Raw genomic sequence first — 18287 nt, 5'->3', positions numbered from 1 at the left:
ACAAAATTATAATGATATAAAATATAAAGTCATAATTAAACTAAAACCACAAAAAGATTAATTAAGTATGAGAAGAGCAGTTAAGTCTCTTAGTGCTTTTATGATTGTTTCTACTATGAATTTGATACAGGCACAAGAGAATAAATCTGATAGTTTAAAAACTAAAACAGATTTGAAAAAAGATCAGAACACATCCGTGATGTTAAATGCCTCAGCCGATAACGGACCAAGAAATGTAAACATTGGTTTACCGGCAAGTGTGGGAGGAACTACTATTTTAGAAAATGGGTTACCGGTTGTGATGGACTACGTCGTACAAATGCCCGTGAGGGCCTGGAGGTCAGATTCCAGTTTTGAAAAGATGGACGTATTAGATGTTGCAAAGACCGCTATAAGCGTAGGGGATGTGGGAGTATCAGTAAATACTTATACCAATAAAGGAACAGATAAATTGCAAGGTAAAGGTGAATTTGTCACCAATTCTTACGGATTATTAAGAGGAAGCTTTAATGTAAGCGGACCGATGAAAAACGGATTTTATTATTCGGTTAGTGCTTATGCTAACATGGATCCCGGAACATTTACATCAGCCTTTTCTCAATTTTTAGATAAAACTCAAATTTATAAAGTATTTATAAATAAAAAATATAATGACGGAAAAGGAGAAATTGGAGTACAATATAAATTTATCAGCTCACAAGCGATAACAACTAAACAAAATCCTTATTACTATCGTTCCAACGGAAAAGTAGATGCTGTAGAGGGATTCAAATTAGGCAGAGATTCCTATCTGGAAAAATCCGGATTGGTGCATTATATAGATCCACTTTCCGGAGAATATACTACTAGAGATATAATGAAAGGTAGTGGAGGAGAAAATCATATTTTCGATATCATCGGAAAAAATAGCCTTACAAATGGGATGAAGCTGGATTACATTTTTAGATATCAATATGCTGAATCCGGATATTTTAATCCGTACTATTCATCCATAAGTAATCCGGTTGAAGGTAAGACACGTTTCCGTTATGTAGGTTCCGATAACATTTATAATGGAAAAGTACAATCGGTTTTAATGCTTTTCACTCCCCGAGCTCCATTCAATACTTATATGAGCCGCGTGGAATTAAGCAAAAAAACGTCTAAACACAATTGGAATATCGGATTTAATGAATGGTATTACCACATAAATAATTATAATACGGCTTCTTATTCCTATTACTATGAAGTGACTCCAAATCCGTCACTGTTAATTCAAGAAAATTACGATCCACTTACCGGCACTTGGACGCCAAGAAAAGGTTCAGACGAATTCGGAGGATATAATCATAACGGCGCTATGCAATACTATACCGGTGGAGAAAACAAAATGGCTGTGTATGGTACTGAAAAATGGACGCCTTCCGATAAAATACAAGTGGGAGGAGGTGTTAGATTAGAATGGCAAAATATTAACGGAGAATGGTATAAAGGGGAAGATAGAAAATTAGCAGGGACTAATTGGGTATCCGGAAATAAAACAAAAGTTAAAAAAGATTGGATTAATAAAACTTTTACAGTCAATGCACTATGGAAAATCATGCCTTCATTTGGACTTCAAGGAGAAGCAACCTATGGTGAATTAGGTGGAAAGTTAAGTAGTTATGCAGGTGCAGATGATCCGGGAATTAAAAAGTCAAAAATACCAGGAGCTTCTTTCGGAGTATACTTTAACCATGCTTTGGTAAGAGTAGTATCTAAAGTTACTTACATTCAGAGAAGTAATTTTACAAATAATTCCACTTTTACCAATCCAAAAGATCCTACCGATTACATGAAAAAAACTATTAGCTATGATGTTAAAACCATAGGATGGACAACCGATGCTTTGGTTACACCATTTAAAAATTTTCAATTTCATATGTTACTTACCCTACAAAATCCCGAATACAAAAATTACAAATTTGAAGCGTATGATGTAAAATATGATTACGATGGGAATATAGCAAGAAGCGTATCAAAAACCATAATAGAATTAGATCCAAGCTATAATTGGAAGAAATTTAAATTTTGGGGAAGTGCACGATATTTCAGTAAAGAATATGCAAATTATACCAATTCATTGTTTTTTGCAGGAAGATGGGAAACATTTGCGGGTATAGATTTTAAATATAACAGTAACCTAAGTTTTGGAGTAAGTGCGGTTAACTTGTTAAACCAAAGTGGAGCACAAGGCTCTATATCTGGAACTAATACAGCTATAGATCCAACTCCTTACTATAATAAACCGGTAGCAGGAACTTACATCCGACCTTTTACCCTGGAATTTAAAACTAAGTTTAAATTTTAAAAAATAAAAAATGAGCAAGTATTGGATTTATTTTAAATATAGGTTGGTTTTCTTTTTATTCCTTATAATTCCTTTAGGCCATATTCATGCACAAGGCATTACCAAAAAGAAAATAATAAAGTTGATTAGCTATAATGTATACTGGGGAATGAAACAGGACTCAACCAAAGATAAATCCAAATTTTCTGAATGGATTCGTAAACAAGATCCGGATATTTTGGCCTTGCAGGAAATGAATGGATTTACTGCAGGAATTTATGAGTTTGCCCCTGAAGGAGCGAATCCAAAAAATTTAAGAAAATTAGCTGAAAGTTATGGTCACCCTTATTGTGTTATTGTCAGAGAACCTTCTACCGATGGCTCTGTAACTTTTCCGGTGGCTATAACTTCAAAATATCCGATTGTAAATGTTCATCGGGTATTAGATAATAATATTCATGGATATATAGAAGCTGAAATTGAAGGATATCATTTTATAGTTACTCATTTTCACCCATTTTCATCTGAGAAAAGAGGTTATGAAGTGGATCAAATTTTAGCTACCATCCAATCCAAACCATCTAATGATAAATGGTTGTTTATGGGGGATTTAAATTCAGTTTCTCCATTGGATAAAAGTGCATATAAAGATAATAAACTCAGAAATTTTATACGGGAAGACAGAAAGAAAAGACCATATAATTTGAACTTGGGTAAAGACAACGAGTTAGATTATACTATCCAGCAAAAAATACTTGATTTTGGATTTATAGATGCACTTCGTTTATTTCATCCTGAATTTGAAGCGACCGCGCCAACTAAATTATTTTATGATCAATCTAAATCTCCGGTAAGATATGATTATCTCTATGTTAGCGGAAATATGAAAAAAGATATTATAAAATGTGATGTAATTAAAGATGAATTTACTGATCTCTATTCAGATCATTATCCGGTGGTGTTGTATTTTAATAATTAAATAAATAAAATGTAAATAAATGAAAAACTCTGTACTACTAAACGTTAAGTTGATAGTTTTCATGCTATTGACCGTATCAATTAACCCACAAGTTTATGGGCAAAATAAAAAATCAACGAAACAAGATAAGACGGTAATCTTATATGTTACCCGCCATGGTAAGACTATATTGAATACCATGGATAGAGTGCAAGGTTGGGCAGATACCCCTTTAACACCCGAAGGAGTGGAAGTGGCTAAGTTTCTAGGGGAAGGAATTAAAGATGTAAATTTTAAAGCAGCTTATTCCAGTGACTTAGGACGGGCCAGACAAACAGCTCGTATAGTCTTAGATACTAAAGGTCAAGAAAAATTAGCAATAACAGAAGTACCTCAACTAAGGGAAACCAATTTTGGCAGCTACGAAGGTGATTTAAACTCGAAAATGTGGGGGGATGCGGCTCTCTATTTACACTATAAATCATCAAAAGAACTTTTTGCCGATATGGCAAAAAATCCTGAAATATTAAAAAGAGCCATGAACACATTTAAAACATTGGAAACCTTAGGAATAGGAGAAAATTATGAAGATGTTAAAGCGAGAGGCCAGAAAGCCATTCGTGAAATAGCAGAAAAAGAGGCTTTATCAGGAGGAGGAAATATATTATTAGTCGCTCATGGTATGGCAATTAGCGTTTTTCTTTCAGATATAGACAGTAGCGGTAAAAAAATAGCAGGAACACACATGGGAAATGCAGCAGTTTCCAAAGTAATCTATAAAGACGGAAAATTTACGATTGAATCTTTTGGAGATATGAGTTATGTGGAAAAAGGAAAAAAGGTATTAGGCAAATAAAAATAAATCAAGTAAGAAGTTAAAGAACAACTAAAATTTACTGCATTCTAAATAATTGAATAAGATGTTTTATACGCATTTACATAATAGTATAAATACTTTAATTTATTTGTAATATATGGTTTTCATGAAAAACTATCATTAAGTCGGCTTAAAAAATTTTTAGTGTTTGATACTGTTATAATTCATCAATTTCAAAGAACATAAAACTCTGTGTATATAAAAAAGAACAGAGCACGTAACCACTGAAATAAAATTTATAAAAGATGAGAAATAAAAATAGTATATATTCATTGTCAGTACTTTTATTACTGATTAGTACCAATGAAATATATAGTCAAAATCAAACGAAAAATGATACGATAAAAGTAGACATAGAACAGAAAAATGATAGGAATGTCATGTTAAATGCAGCAAATAGTACCGGTCCCAGAGATGTAAATATCGGTCTACCCGCTTCAGTAGGAGGTACTACTATTCTTGAGAATGGTTTGCCGGTAGTATTCCACTATTGGCCGGAACTACCTACTAAAGCATGGAGATCCGATGTTACCCTTAATCGTACGGGGTTATTTGACTTAGGACAAACCTTTATCAATATTGGAGATGTAGGTTTTTCCTTAAATACGTTTGATAATCTAGGCACAGATAAGCTTCAAGGTATAATTAACCTGGAATCCAATCATTTTGGATTAATGAGAGGAAGTGCAAATGTGAGCGGACCTGTAAATACTAAGGGACTTAAATATTCAGCCGGTGCTTATCTGAGCTTTGACCCGGGAACTTTTAAACCATCAATTATAGATAAATATTATGCCGATAAAACTCAAATGTTTAAAATGGCCTTAACTCAAGACTATAAATACAGAGGAGGAGAAGGCTCTGTTTCAGTATTATATAAATATGTTAATGTTAAAAATCTAACGTATAATTACAGCCCTTTTATGTATGGAAAAGATGGGGATGTAAGTGAAATATCGGGATTTAAAATTGGGCGGAAATCGTATCATGAAAGATCCGGAAAAATAACATTAATGGATGCTTTTACCGGAAATTTGGTAGAAAAAGATATATTAGACGATTTCGGAACAGAATCCCATACAGTTGATTTACTAGGTAATAACAAATTTGATAATGGATTTTATTTAAATTACATGGTTCGTTACCATTCATCCAAAGTGGGAATTTACATACCTATTATGGCAGGAGTTTCCGAAGCAAAACCGGGAGAGTATGTATATGCTGATACGGGAGAAGCTTATATGGGAAATAACGCACAAGGGGTATTAATATTAGCAACAAGAAAAACTCCTGTTAAATCTATAACTGGTACCGTTGAATTAGGTAAAAAGATAGGAAACCACGATTTGAAAGTTGGTTTAAACGAATGGCATTATAAAGTGGATAAATATGCTACAGAATCTGCTATGTATTTTCAAGAGGTGGCACCGAATCCAAGAAAATTAATTCAAGTAGGAGGTACGGCAAATGCCAATGGAGATTTTAATTTAAATCAAGGACTTGAATATCATAATGGGAATGAAAATAAATTAGCATTATATATATTAGATAAATGGTTATTGGACGATAAATTAGAATTAAATTTGGGTGGACGTATTGAGTATCAAGCCTTACGGGGAGATTACCAGGACAGAAATTTAGGATTGCAAACATTAACAGGACCTAAAACTGATATAAATAAAGATTGGGTTAATCAATCCTACATGTTAAATGCGGTATATAAAATGACCCCTAAATTTGGTTTACTAGGTGAGGTTAATTACAATGAACAAGCCGGACACTTAGAATACTATAACATTGGAGTTGATCCTAAAATTAAAAAATCTAAAATACCTACTGCAGGGTTTGGAGTATATTTCAATCATCCGTTAGCAAGTATAGTTTCTAAGGCAACCTATATCACCCGTAATGAATATCGTTCAACAGTAAATTTTTCCAATCCCAATAATCCGGGAGAAGTGAAAAGAGAAACTACTAATTATGATATTGAAACCATAGGATGGACTACAGATATCATATCAAAACCCATAAAAAACTTTGAATTACACTTTTTGATCACTTTACAAAGTCCAAAATATAAAAATTTTGTCGGAGAAGTTAAATTTAAAGACGGTGCAGCAGCTAAATATGATTTCACAGATAAATATGTAACGGGTATTTCTAAAGTTTTATTAGAGATTGATCCGAGTTATATTTGGAAAGATTTAAGGATTTGGGCGAGTGCAAGATATTTCAGTAAACAATATGCCAACAGACCGAATACAATATATTTTGCAAGTCGTTGGGAAACTTTTGCCGGTTTACAATATGCTATTACCAAAAACTTAAGTTTCTCTTCAACTGTGATAAATTTATTCAATCAAAGGGGAGCTAAAGGAGATATGGGGGATTCTGATTTGATCTTAACTTCCGAAGAAGCTAAAAAGAAAGAAGGAACTATTCTTTCAGGAACATACATCCGTCCTTTTACAGTGGAGTTTGGTCTTAAATACTCTTTTTAACCTATAATAATAATTAAAAATAATACTAAATATGACTAATAAAGAAAAAAATTACGCATTACCTATAGCAATGATGTTTGCCCTGTTTTTTATGATTTCATTTGTAACAGGCTTACAGAATCCTATGGGAATAATTGTCAAAAATCAATTTGGGGCATCCAACTTTATGTCTCAACTAGGTAATGCTGCAAACTTTATAGCCTATGCATTTATGGGTATTCCGGCGGGTATGCTTTTACAAAAAATAGGATATAAAAAAACAGCCTTAGTAGCCATTGTGGTTGGATTTTTAGGCGTTGGAATTCAATACTTATCCGGAGGAATGGAAAGTTTTGTTGCCTATTTAATAGGAGCTTTTGTTTCCGGTTTCTCTATGTGTATGCTAAATACCGTTGTAAATCCTATGTTAAATACATTAGGAGGAGGAGGTAAAAAAGGGAATATTTTGCTACAATTAGGCGGTTCAATAAATTCAATGGGAGCAACTATTGTACCTGTGTTGGTAGGGTATTTAATCGGAAATGCATCACGAGCAACCATAAAAGAAGCAAATCCCGCTCTTTTCTTGGCTATGGGGATATTTGTCCTTGCCTTTATCGTGTTGTTGTTGGTGAATATACCGGAACCTTTTTTAGATAAAAAAGAAAAAATTGAAGGAAAATATAGCGCATTTTCATTTAGACATTTTTGTTTAGGAGTAGTAGCCATATTTATATATGTAGGTATTGAAGTAGGAATTCCCAATACCGCCAATTTATTTATGACTTCTGCACCAGACAAAGGAGGTTTAGGTATTGATACAACTGTTGCTGGAACGGTAGTAGGAACCTATTGGTTTTTAATGCTCATTGGTCGATTAATAGGAGCATCACTTGGGGCTCGTATATCCAGTAAGGCTATGTTGGCCTTTACCTCACTTCTCGGTTTAATATTCATAATTTTAGCAATTATTAGTCCTATTTCGTCAACGGTCAGTATGCCTGTATTTAAATCGGATATATCTATAGGTTTTGCAGAATTACCTATTACCATTGTATTTTTTATATTGTGTGGATTGTGTACTTCCGTAATGTGGGGAGGTATATTTAATTTAGCGGTAGAAGGATTAGGAAAATACACATCAGCAGCATCCGGAATTTTTATGATGATGGTATGTGGAGGAGGAATTTTGCCCCTCATACAAAATTATTTTGCTGATATATTTGGCTTTTTATCCAGTTATTGGTTAATTATCATAGAATTTGCTTATATCCTTTATTATGCATTAATCGGAAGTAAAAATGTAAATAAAGATATACCCGTCAACTAATCATATTTTTATATAAAGATCTATTCCCCTAACATTTTAGGGGAATTTTTTTATAGGTAAAAACCGCATATTTTAAACTACAGAAATTAAAAAACCTACGAACATTCCACTAAATACTAAAAGTAATTTTTGCCAATTTAAGGAATGCTTCTCATTACTTTCAAATATAATCACAGAAGAAATATGTAAAAAAATTCCGGCTACGATACCCAACAATTTAGGATAAATATGAGGATCTAAGAATGAACCAAAGAAAGCTCCAGTAGGAGCTGAAACGGCAAACAAAACGAGAATAGAGAAAGAATATATCCTTTTAATAGGTAAAGAAAATAAAAAAGTAGATAAAACAATGGATTCCGAAACTTTATGGATGCTTAGCGCCCATAAAATATTTGAAGAATGCATGGAATGATCATGAGCACCATGATTATGTATATGATGAACTTCCAATGGAGTTCCTTCTAAAAATGAATGAATAAACAAACCCAGCATTACACTAATCGGAATAACGCTGTCCGTATGATGTTCTGAGCTGTGTAAGTGACCGTGTTCGATTCCCTTAGATAATCCTTCTAAGATTAATTGTATGGAAACCCCGATAATAATCCATATTCCTGCATTTATTCCTCCATCTATATACAAGGAAGGAAACATGTCTAATACAGTTATTGCTAAAAGCAATCCAGCACTAAACATTAAAAGTTGTTTATTAAATTTTGAATTATTTTGGAAAAAATAAGCTATTCCTGCTCCAATGATTACAGCAGAAATCAATACGACATAATCCATTTATTTTTCAAAAATTAAAATTAGACGGGGGGAATTTTTTTCATCAAATGGGAGGAGTTGATAATCACCGAATACATTTTTTAAAGTAAATCCTACTTTTTTCGCCAGACTTTCAAAATAATTCAGTTTAAAAGTTCTTACTCTTTCTTGAAAATGAAAATTTTTACCTTTGTCTTGAAATGTAATATCTTTTATAATAAAACCATCTTCAATTTTCCTTTGCAGATGAAATAAAATACCGTCTACTTCTTTGTCCTCATGTTTAACAAGCGTATCCATTGCTAAGGAAACATTCATAAAATCCATCACAAATATTCCTTTACTTAACAATTGTTCAAAAACAGATTGAAAAACTTTTAAATTGTCTTCATCATCACTAAAATAGCCAAAACTAGTAAATAAATTGAAAATGGCATTAAAATGGTTCGGAAAATTGCTTCTTCTCATATCTGCAACAAAGAATTTAAGATGTTCATTTTCAAAACGCTTTGCATAAGCAATGCTTTCCGGTGCAAGGTCAACGCCTATAACATCGTATCCCAATTTATTTAAAAAAATACTATGTCTACCTTTACCACAAGCCAAATCTAAAATTTTACTCTCCTTACGTAAGGCAAGGTATTTTAATAAATTTGTTATAAACTCTTGAGCTTCCTGATCATCACGATTTTTATATAATATATGATAATAAGGAGTATTAAACCATTCTGCAAACCAATCCATACCTCAAATTTAATACAATTTTTTTACCTATTAATAACATTATCCCTAGAATTAGTAAGATTTTTTATTTATAATAGATAAGTCTTATTTTAACTTATTTTAATTTTAAAAACTGAAAGATCATTATAGTATATCTAGTACATATTGTATTATAATTTAATTATTAAACCGGGAATATAAATTTATATGGCTTTGTGTTAAGGATACTCGCATTCAAGAGTTTACAAAAACTTATTGGGATTTATCATTTGGTTTTATTTTAATGGTTAGTATTTTTTACTTAGGATATTTGAAAAGAAAATTAGTTTTTTAGATAGTAGTCTATTGAAATATAGTTGGTTAATAAATTAAAAAAAAGCTATAATAGACTATTTTTTAATTATTTATATTTCTAAGAGCTAAAAGGATGTAATTTTTATTAAATATTGATTAACTAAAAGTAAATCAGCAAAAAAGAAGATAAAAATTAAGTTTAATTAAAATTTTTTTAGTATATTTGCGCCTCGATTTGGCGAAAGTAAGAAAATCGTAATAACATCAAGTATAACCACTTCCTAAGCATCAATTTCGCCTTTATCTTACATTGAAAAGCAAAGGAATACAATGTTTATAAAAATATGTCCGAAGAGACTAAAAATTTACTAGAAGAGCAAGAAACTCTTAAAAATGCAAATGTTGCTCCTGAGCAATTTGACTGGGATTCTTTTGAATCCGGATTAAATGCTGAGGATAGAAAAGAAAAGTCTGAGTTAGAAAAAATGTATGATACTTCTTTGAGAGAACTTGACGAAAATCAAGTTTTCAAAGGTAAAGTTGTTCGTATTACTGACAAAGAAGCAATCGTTGATATAAACTTTAAATCAGAAGGAGTTATCTCTTTGAATGAGTTTCGTTACAATCCGAATCTTAAAGTTGGAGATGAGGTTGAAGTTATGGTTGCTCAAAGAGAAGATAAAACCGGTCAATTACAACTTTCTCATAGAAAAGCAAGAATGCTTAAAGCATGGGATAGAGTTAATGAGCTTCATGAGACCGGCGAAATCGTTGAAGGTTATGTAAAATCAAGAACTAAAGGAGGTATGATTGTAGATGTATTTGGCATCGAAGCTTTCTTACCGGGTTCACAAATTGATGTAAAACCAATCCGCGATTACGATCAATACGTAGGAAAAACTATGGAATTTAAAATCGTTAAAATTAACCACGAATTTAAAAATGTAGTTGTTTCTCACAAAGCATTGATAGAAGCAGATATTGAAGATCAGAAAAAAGAAATTATTGGACAACTTGAAAAAGGTCAGGTATTAGAAGGAGTTGTTAAAAATATAACTTCTTACGGAGTATTTATTGATTTAGGAGGTGTAGACGGATTAATCCACATTACAGACCTATCTTGGAGCAGAATAAATCATCCATCTGAAGTAGTTCAATTAGATCAAAAAGTTAATGTGGTAATTCTTGATTTTGATGATCAAAAATCTAGAATCCAATTAGGAATGAAACAATTAGAACCACACCCTTGGGATGCATTAGATCCAAACTTACAAGTTGGAGATAAAATCAAAGGTAAAGTAGTTGTTTTAGCAGACTATGGAGCTTTTGTAGAAGTTGCACCGGGAGTAGAAGGATTAATACATGTTTCTGAAATGTCTTGGTCTACTCATTTAAGATCAGCTCAAGATTTTGTTAAAATCGGGGATGAAGTAGAATGTGTGATTCTTACCTTAGATAAAGAAGAAAGAAAAATGTCTTTAGGTATGAAACAATTAACTCCGGATCCATGGACTGATATAACAGCAAAATATCCAATTGGTTCTAAACACAAAGGAACAGTAAGAAACTTTACCAATTTTGGAGTATTTGTTGAATTAGAAGCGGGAGTAGACGGTTTAATTTACATTTCAGATCTATCTTGGACTAAGAAAATTAAACATCCTTCCGAATTCTGTTCAGTTGGTGACGTACTAGATGTAGTAGTATTAGAATTAGATACTGATGCTAGAAGATTGAGCTTAGGTCACAAACAATTAACAGAAAACCCTTGGGAAAAATACGAAGTTAAATACGCTGAAGGAACTGTACACACAGGTAAAGTAGTTCAGCTATTCGACAAAGGAGCTACTGTTCAATTTGAAGACGCTGAAGTAGAAGGTTTCTGTCCATCTAGATTATTAGAAAAAGAAGACGGTTCAAAAATTAAAAAAGGTGATGAAACTGAATTCAAAGTAATTGAATTTAATAAAGAATTCAAAAGAATTGTAGTTTCTCATACCGGAACTTTCCGTGAAGAAGAAAATAGAGAAGAAACTGAAAAACAAGTTAAATCACAAAATCAAACTGTTGAAAAATCTACTTTAGGTGATTTAGACGAATTACAAGAATTAAAAAGAAAAATGGAAGAAGGACAATAATCCTTATAATATAACCATTTCCTAAAATAATTCATAAAGAACCGTATTTATTTACGGTTCTTTTTTTATTTAATATAACCAACATGTAAATTTGTTATTTAGATTAACTTATTGAATATAAATTTATTACCTATTATACCGCCTCTTTATATTTTATCTTTAAAAAAATAAACTTTATACCGGAAATAATTTATATATAATTTTGTACAATATTTGTAATTATATAAAAATTAAGTTTAATGATAAAAGTTTAAATATGAAGGTATCATTTTTTTCAACACAGCCCTATGATATAAAATTCTTTAATGAATGTAACAAAAATTTTAATTTTGATTTAGAATATTTTGAACCCAATTTGGATGAACATACAGTCAATATAATTGAAGAAGGCACCGATGCCATTTGCGTTTTTGTTAATGATAAATTAAACGAAGGGGTAATTAAAAAACTAAAAAAAAGAGGAATTAAATATATAGCATTAAGAAATGCAGGATTCAACAATGTAGATTTAGAAGCTGCTAAAAAATATGAAATAAAAGTATGCAGAGTTCCTGCATATTCTCCTCAAGCAGTAGCAGAGCATACATTGGCGATGCTTTTAACCTTAAACAGAAAAACACATAAGGCATACAATAGAGTTAGAGAGCAAAATTTTTCCCTTAATGGATTATTGGGTACCAACATCTATAAAAAAACGGTGGGTGTTATAGGAACAGGTAATATTGGTAAAGTATTTTGTAAAACAATAAAAGCCTTAGGGACAAACGTATTAGCTTACGATGTCTATCCCAATGAAGAACTAAAAAAAGAAGGATTTCAATACGTTACCTTAGAAGAGTTACTAAAACAATCCGATATAATTTCTTTACATTGCCCTTTAACCCCTGAAACACATCACATAATAAACAAACATACGATAAGCTTAATGAAAAACGGCGTGTATTTAATTAATACCAGTAGAGGAGGTTTAATTAATACACAAGATATTATTGACGGATTAAAATCTAAAAAAATTGGTGCATTAGGGATTGATGTTTATGAACAAGAAGATAAATTATTCTTTAGGGATTTATCTGAAACCATCATTGAAGATGACAAAATACAATTATTACTTTCGTTCCCTAACGTTTTAGTAACGGCGCATCAGGCATTTTTCACAGAAGAAGCATTAACACAAATAGCATTAGTAACATTAGATAACTTAAGACAGTTAAGCAATAACAACAGTATTGAAAATAAAGCGGCAGAATTAGTATAGGTAGCGAAACTTTATTTTCATTTTTGAAAGCTTAAAAGAAAATAAAATCGAATTTCAACTTCCTAAAGAGTAAAAAATAAATTCAATATATATTATATTTCTTTATAAAATAAAATATATTTTAAGTATTTTTTTTAAAATTATAAATAATTTGATAAATGTTTGATATATAAATAAAAAAAACGTGATTTTATCAGGTGATTTTAGATAAATAAAATAAAATGTTATTTTTATTAATCAAATTTTATTTTAATAACTTATAATTCAAAAAAAGTACTTATTTTTACCGATGTGAAGATAAAATGAGAATCGATACTAAATTTTTTCAAAAAGAAGCATTTTTTGTAGCGCAGGAATTATTAGGGAAAAAAATCGTAAGAGTTTATGATTCCGGAGAAATAGTAAAATATACTATTACGGAAACAGAAGCATACGGAGGAGAAGAAGATTTAGCCTGTCATGCAAGTAAAGGTAGAACCAAAAGAACAGAGATTATGTACCATGAAGGAGGAAAAGTATATGTTTATCTGATATATGGAATATATTGGATGCTAAACTTTGTTACGGGTAAAAAGAATGAACCTCAAGCAGTATTAATAAGAGGCGTTGAGGACTGTTCCGGTCCGGGACGAGTTGGCAAATTATTACAGTTAAATAAAGATTTTTATGGAGAAGATTTAGCTTCTTCTAAAAAAATTTGGGTTGAAGATTCTCAAATTAAACCAAATTTTATTACCACCGTACGAGTAGGAATAGACTATGCAGGAGAAATTTGGAAGAATAAACTTTGGAGATTTATAATAACTAGAAACTAACAATACTTATGAAGATATTAACATCAACGCAAATAAAAGAATGTGCAAGTCAATTCATCGAAAGTGAAATGACAACATCCTTAGATTTAATGGAAAAATCAGCTTTAGCTTGTTTTGAATGGCTAAAAAGCAGATACTCGAACGAATATACCTATTACATTTTTTGTGGAAAAGGAAATAATGGAGGAGATGGTTTAGCTTTAGCTAGATTGTTGAATAATGAAAATTATAATGTCGAAGCTTTTATTATACAATCCTCTTCTGACTTTACAGAAGATACTCAGATCAATTTTGATAAATTTCCAAAATCAGTAGATTTTATTGAAGGTGATGACTTCGAAGTTAATGAAGAAAAAGCGATTATTATTGATGCTTTATTTGGTATAGGATTAAATAACAAATTGAAAGGAGAAGCTGAAAAAATAGTCTCAAAATTAAATGAAATCAATGCTATAAAAATTTCAATTGATATACCTTCAGGATTATTTACAGATTCACTTCCCGAAGAAAACCAAACGGTGTTTAGGGCAGATGAAACCTTGACTTTTGAATTTTATAAAAGATCTTTTTTACATCCTGAAGCAGCACAATATGCCGGTAAAATACATGTACTGGATATAGGTTTGGATAAAAAATTCATTGAAAATGAACAAACCGATAATTACCTTATAGAAAATGATTTTTTTGAAAAAAATTATAAAAGAAGAAGTCCGTTCAGTAATAAAGGAACTTTCGGAAAAGCCATAATAATAGGGGGAAGCTACGGAAGAATGGGATCTATTACCTTTTCTACATTGTCAGCCTTACGCGTGGGTACCGGATTAGTATTTACCGGAGCTCCTGAATACGGCAGTTTAGTACTTCAAACCGTTGCTCCCGAAGCTATGTTTTTCTCATGCGGAGATAAATACATAGAAGACATACAAATTCCATTTAAAAATTATACCATAGGTATAGGCCCGGGGCTAGGTACAGAGGTTTTAACAAAAATGGCATTTGAAAAAATGCTGCAAAATGAAAAAAATCCGATGGTTTTGGATGCTGACGCACTCAATATAATTTCAGAAAGCAAAGATTTATTAAATTTAGTTCCTAAAAATTCTATAATCACTCCACACCCTAAAGAATTTGAGCGATTGTTTGGTAAAACTAACTCTACTTTAGAGCAATGCGAACTTGCCAGGAAAAAAGCAAAAGAGCATGAAATTGTTATAGTCATCAAAGGACATAACACAGCAATTTTATTACCGGATGGTCTTTGTTATTATAATGCTACTGGTAATGCCGGAATGGCAAAAGGGGGAAGTGGAGACGTATTAACAGGTATTATCACCGGATTATTGGCACAAGGTTATGACTCGAAATTGGCAGCTATTTTAGGAGTTTACATTCATGGTAAAGCAGGGGATTATGCCTCAGAGAAATTTTCTCAAGAAGCTATGACAGCTCAAAGTATAATACAGTGTCTTTCCGATGTTTTCTTGGAATTAAATAAGTAAACACAAATAAACATAATTTTTTAGTAAACATTACCGGCATTACACTTAATACTTAGCGACATAAGAAATCTATTATTCCAATAGTTTTTAATTCCGGTAATGTATTATTAAATAAATAACTTAATCTTCTGAAAAATCTACGATTAATTTTCGGTATTTATCCAATAATTTAGATTTAGAAAGCATTCCAATAAATTGATCATTTTCAACAACCGGTAGATATAAAGATTTTGATTTATCGAAAACTCTAAAAATAGTTTCATTATCATCAAGTAAAGAAATACACTCAGATGGTTGGGTTATAAGATCAACAATATGTAAACTTTCATAACGTTCCTTATGAAGCAAAATATTAATAAGATCATCCAAAATGATATATCCTTTAAATTTCTGATCCGAATCTTCAACGATAAAAAACTTTTTACTTGAAGAAGGAATTACCTCATTTATAAACTCAGAAAAAGATAAAGATAAAGAAATTTTAACGAAATTCTTTTCTATAAGATTTTTAATATTCATTCTACGAATAGCCTCTTTGTCTTTATTATGAGTAATCATCTCATTATTTCTTTTTAAATTATAGGTATACACAGAATGTTTATCAAAATGATATTTCACAAGATAAGCAATGGTAGAAGTAATAATTAAAGGAAATAATAAACTATATCCTCCTGTAATTTCAGCAATAAGGAAAATCGAGGTCATGGGAGCATGCATGATACCTGCCATTACACCTGCCATTCCCACTAAAGTAAAGTTATGTTCAGAAAGCTTGGTGAAGCTAGTAAGATTAATAATTTTTGTAAATACAAAACCTAAAATTCCTCCGGTAAAAAGAGCAGGAGCGAATACCCCGCCAATACCCCCAGACGAAGTAGTAAAGCTACTGGCAACCACTTTTATAAACAAAATGCCTACTAAAAAAAGAATAAGAAAATAATCATTTTCTCTCAATATATAAAAGAAAGAATTTTTTGCTATACTTTCCGGGTGAGAACTCATTAAATGTTGCAGCCCGATATATCCTTCACCAAAAAGCGGAGGAAAAATAAAGATCAGGATACCTACTGCTAAACCGCCCAAAATAGCTTTTAAATAGATGCTTTTACTGGTAGAAAATTTCTTCTCAATTAAACGACCGATTTTTATAAAATATAATGAAAAAAAACCACAAATAACACCTAAAATTATATAGTAAGGAATTTTCGATTTATCGAATGGTTCAAAAATCGCAAAATAAAACGATATATTATCACCTAATAAAAAATAGGAAATTAAAGCCCCGGTAGTTGAAGAAATTAAAATAGGTATTAATGACCACATACTTAAATCGATCATAATAACTTCAAGCGAAAAAATAATGGCAGCTATCGGAGCCTTAAAAATACCAGCAATGGCTGCGGAACATCCACAAGCAATGAATAAAGTTCTTAATTTTAAGTTAAGTTTAAATTCCTGGGCTATATTAGAGCCAATGGCTGCTCCTGTATATACAATGGGAGCTTCGGTACCTACAGATCCTCCAAAACCGATGGTTAAACAACTGGCTATAATCGAACTGTATGTATTTTTTTTATCTATTATACTACGTTTCTTGGAAATGGCAAATAAGACTTTTTCGACTCCATGACTTATATCCATCTTAACCCAATATTTAATAAAAATAACGGTCAAAATAATACCGATGGTAGGGAAAAAAATGGTCCAATAATTGAAATTAAAATTTTTATTATGATAAATCAGTTCTTCAGTTAAACTAACTAAATTTTTTAAAATTACCGCACTTATTCCTCCAATTATTCCAATTAATGTACTTGCTAAGTAAATAAATGCTTGAGGATTTTGATTCCTGAATTTTCGTATTACGATGTTATATTTTACTCGTAATTTTTTAATTGAATCCCAATAGGACTCAAAATATTTTTTTAAAATTGATTGATTAATTTTCATTTATTTCATCGTCAACATCTATTGAGCCAACAGTGTTTTTATACAGAGAATAAACCATGGCATGAGAAAAAGAATACGTGAAAAAAATACCTACAACACACAAAAAGATACCTAAAACTTTACTAATAAATGAAGAAATTACTAATAATAAAAATACTTTTCCAAATTTCATATGTACGATTCTAAAACTATAAGTAATAGCTTGAATTAAGGGGGCATCATCAATAATTATAAAAGCTCCGGCTAAAATAAAAGCAGGTATAAAATAAAGAGAAGGAATAAACAAAAGGAAAAAACTAATGCAATGTAAAATTAGTACGATTAAAGCTAATAAATAAAGTTTAAGAAACTTAGTGCCTTGATAGCCACTTATAAGCTCTTTAAAATTTGCTTTACCGTTTCTATCGATTAGATAGGCACAGTAAACAATGCCAGCAGTTAAGGGATATAAAAGAATGCCAATAACCGAAGACAATAAAGTTTTTACAATTATTAAAGGATTTGATAAATAGTTTTGAACTAATGGGATAATTTTGTTGAACGCTTGCGAATTATTTAATTTATTAATCGCTTTAATAAATTCAAGATCAATTATATTAGTTCCTAAATAACTGCCCAATAAATTATTAATTAAGCTAGTAAAAAGATAGGTAAACAAAACACAAAATACTCCATAAAAAATAATATTTTTCCAAGCAGTAAACCCATCCTTAATTACTTTATTCACAGTTAAATTAAAACCGTTTTCCTTTAATTTTTCAAATTTATTTTGTAAAATACTATTCATAAATAATTTATTAGCTTACAAAATTAAACAAATATTACCTATAATAATATATATTAAGGCGCATTTCGTAAAGATAACTCTGTAAAAAATAAATATCTGAAA

General features: G+C 31.0%; 13 protein-coding genes. 9 read left to right on the top strand and 4 right to left on the bottom strand.

Annotated elements, in window-relative coordinates:
* Nucleotides 1–67 precede the first annotated feature (67 nt).
* The 5 genes from GFV00_RS03480 to GFV00_RS03460 all read left to right on the top strand — a co-directional run bounded on the left by GFV00_RS03480 (nt 68) and on the right by GFV00_RS03460 (nt 7953).
* On the top strand, nt 68–2329 hold the full coding sequence (locus GFV00_RS03480; protein WP_160557204.1) for a TonB-dependent receptor: 2262 nt from the start codon (nt 68–70) through the stop codon (nt 2327–2329).
* A 10-nt stretch (nt 2330–2339) separates the two neighbouring features.
* Nucleotides 2340–3287: an endonuclease/exonuclease/phosphatase family protein gene (locus GFV00_RS03475; protein WP_160557205.1), complete on the top strand. Its 948-nt coding sequence runs from the start codon at nt 2340–2342 to the stop codon at nt 3285–3287.
* Between the two features lie 19 nt (nt 3288–3306).
* Nucleotides 3307–4122 carry a histidine phosphatase family protein gene (locus GFV00_RS03470; protein ID WP_160557206.1) on the top strand — a complete coding sequence of 272 codons (816 nt, stop codon included), beginning with the start codon at nt 3307–3309 and terminating at the stop codon, nt 4120–4122.
* A 266-nt stretch (nt 4123–4388) separates the two neighbouring features.
* The gene (locus GFV00_RS03465) at nt 4389–6644 is read left to right on the top strand and encodes a TonB-dependent receptor (protein WP_221411014.1); all 2256 of its coding nucleotides are present in this window, start codon (nt 4389–4391) and stop codon (nt 6642–6644) included.
* 31 nt (nt 6645–6675) lie between these two features.
* Nucleotides 6676–7953 (top strand): MFS transporter, encoded by a 1278-nt coding sequence (locus GFV00_RS03460; protein WP_160557207.1) that lies wholly within the window; start codon nt 6676–6678, stop codon nt 7951–7953.
* A gap of 72 nt (nt 7954–8025) precedes the next feature.
* On the opposite strand, the gene GFV00_RS03455 is transcribed toward GFV00_RS03460, so the two are convergent.
* Both GFV00_RS03455 and GFV00_RS03450 read right to left on the bottom strand, forming a co-directional pair.
* A complete protein-coding gene (locus GFV00_RS03455) occupies nt 8026–8742 on the bottom strand; it encodes a ZIP family metal transporter (protein WP_160557208.1) in 717 nt (238 codons plus the stop codon).
* The gene (locus tag GFV00_RS03450; RefSeq protein ID WP_105297959.1) at nt 8743–9465 is read right to left on the bottom strand and encodes a bifunctional 2-polyprenyl-6-hydroxyphenol methylase/3-demethylubiquinol 3-O-methyltransferase UbiG; all 723 of its coding nucleotides are present in this window, start codon (nt 9463–9465) and stop codon (nt 8743–8745) included.
* 617 nt (nt 9466–10082) lie between these two features.
* Here GFV00_RS03450 and rpsA point away from each other — a divergent pair.
* The 4 genes from rpsA (at nt 10083) to GFV00_RS03430 (ending at nt 15448) form a co-directional block, all read left to right on the top strand.
* Nucleotides 10083–11876 (top strand): 30S ribosomal protein S1, encoded by a 1794-nt coding sequence (gene rpsA, locus GFV00_RS03445; protein ID WP_160557209.1) that lies wholly within the window; start codon nt 10083–10085, stop codon nt 11874–11876.
* A 256-nt stretch (nt 11877–12132) separates the two neighbouring features.
* Complete coding sequence (locus GFV00_RS03440; RefSeq protein ID WP_160542006.1) at nt 12133–13134, top strand: 2-hydroxyacid dehydrogenase; 1002 nt, start codon at nt 12133–12135, stop codon at nt 13132–13134.
* Nucleotides 13135–13436: 302 nt separating this feature from the next.
* The gene (locus GFV00_RS03435) at nt 13437–13949 is read left to right on the top strand and encodes a DNA-3-methyladenine glycosylase (protein WP_160557210.1); all 513 of its coding nucleotides are present in this window, start codon (nt 13437–13439) and stop codon (nt 13947–13949) included.
* A gap of 8 nt (nt 13950–13957) precedes the next feature.
* Nucleotides 13958–15448, top strand: coding sequence for an NAD(P)H-hydrate dehydratase (locus tag GFV00_RS03430; protein ID WP_160542008.1), 1491 nt, complete (start codon nt 13958–13960; stop codon nt 15446–15448).
* Between the two features lie 120 nt (nt 15449–15568).
* Here GFV00_RS03430 and GFV00_RS03425 read toward each other — a convergent pair whose 3' ends face one another.
* Together GFV00_RS03425 and GFV00_RS03420 are read right to left on the bottom strand one after the other, a co-directional pair.
* A complete protein-coding gene (locus GFV00_RS03425; protein WP_160557211.1) occupies nt 15569–17398 on the bottom strand; it encodes a chloride channel protein in 1830 nt (609 codons plus the stop codon).
* Complete coding sequence (locus GFV00_RS03420) at nt 17388–18185, bottom strand: hypothetical protein (protein ID WP_160557212.1); 798 nt, start codon at nt 18183–18185, stop codon at nt 17388–17390. Before GFV00_RS03420 ends, GFV00_RS03425 begins: the two co-directional genes overlap by 11 nt.
* Between the last annotated feature and the right edge of the window lie 102 nt (nt 18186–18287).

This window comes from Apibacter sp. B3935, assembly GCF_009827705.1.
Lineage (GTDB): Bacteria > Bacteroidota > Bacteroidia > Flavobacteriales > Weeksellaceae > Apibacter.
The sequence above is the reverse complement of the archived record's forward strand: the minus strand, read 5'-3'. Positions and strand labels throughout refer to the sequence as shown.

Bases quoted from the DNA above. Each gene is read 5' to 3' on its own strand.
- GFV00_RS03480 (WP_160557204.1), top strand. From the start codon at position 68: ATGAGAAGAGCAGTTAAGTCTCTTAGTGCTTTTATGATTGTTTCTACT.
- GFV00_RS03475 (WP_160557205.1), top strand. From the start codon at position 2,340: ATGAGCAAGTATTGGATTTATTTTAAATATAGGTTGGTTTTCTTTTTA.
- GFV00_RS03470 (WP_160557206.1), top strand. From the start codon at position 3,307: ATGAAAAACTCTGTACTACTAAACGTTAAGTTGATAGTTTTCATGCTA.
- GFV00_RS03465 (WP_221411014.1), top strand. From the start codon at position 4,389: ATGAGAAATAAAAATAGTATATATTCATTGTCAGTACTTTTATTACTG.
- GFV00_RS03460 (WP_160557207.1), top strand. From the start codon at position 6,676: ATGACTAATAAAGAAAAAAATTACGCATTACCTATAGCAATGATGTTT.
- GFV00_RS03455 (WP_160557208.1), bottom strand. From the start codon at position 8,742: ATGGATTATGTCGTATTGATTTCTGCTGTAATCATTGGAGCAGGAATA.
- GFV00_RS03450 (WP_105297959.1), bottom strand. From the start codon at position 9,465: ATGGATTGGTTTGCAGAATGGTTTAATACTCCTTATTATCATATATTA.
- rpsA (WP_160557209.1), top strand. From the start codon at position 10,083: ATGTCCGAAGAGACTAAAAATTTACTAGAAGAGCAAGAAACTCTTAAA.
- GFV00_RS03440 (WP_160542006.1), top strand. From the start codon at position 12,133: ATGAAGGTATCATTTTTTTCAACACAGCCCTATGATATAAAATTCTTT.
- GFV00_RS03435 (WP_160557210.1), top strand. From the start codon at position 13,437: ATGAGAATCGATACTAAATTTTTTCAAAAAGAAGCATTTTTTGTAGCG.
- GFV00_RS03430 (WP_160542008.1), top strand. From the start codon at position 13,958: ATGAAGATATTAACATCAACGCAAATAAAAGAATGTGCAAGTCAATTC.
- GFV00_RS03425 (WP_160557211.1), bottom strand. From the start codon at position 17,398: ATGAAAATTAATCAATCAATTTTAAAAAAATATTTTGAGTCCTATTGG.
- GFV00_RS03420 (WP_160557212.1), bottom strand. From the start codon at position 18,185: ATGAATAGTATTTTACAAAATAAATTTGAAAAATTAAAGGAAAACGGT.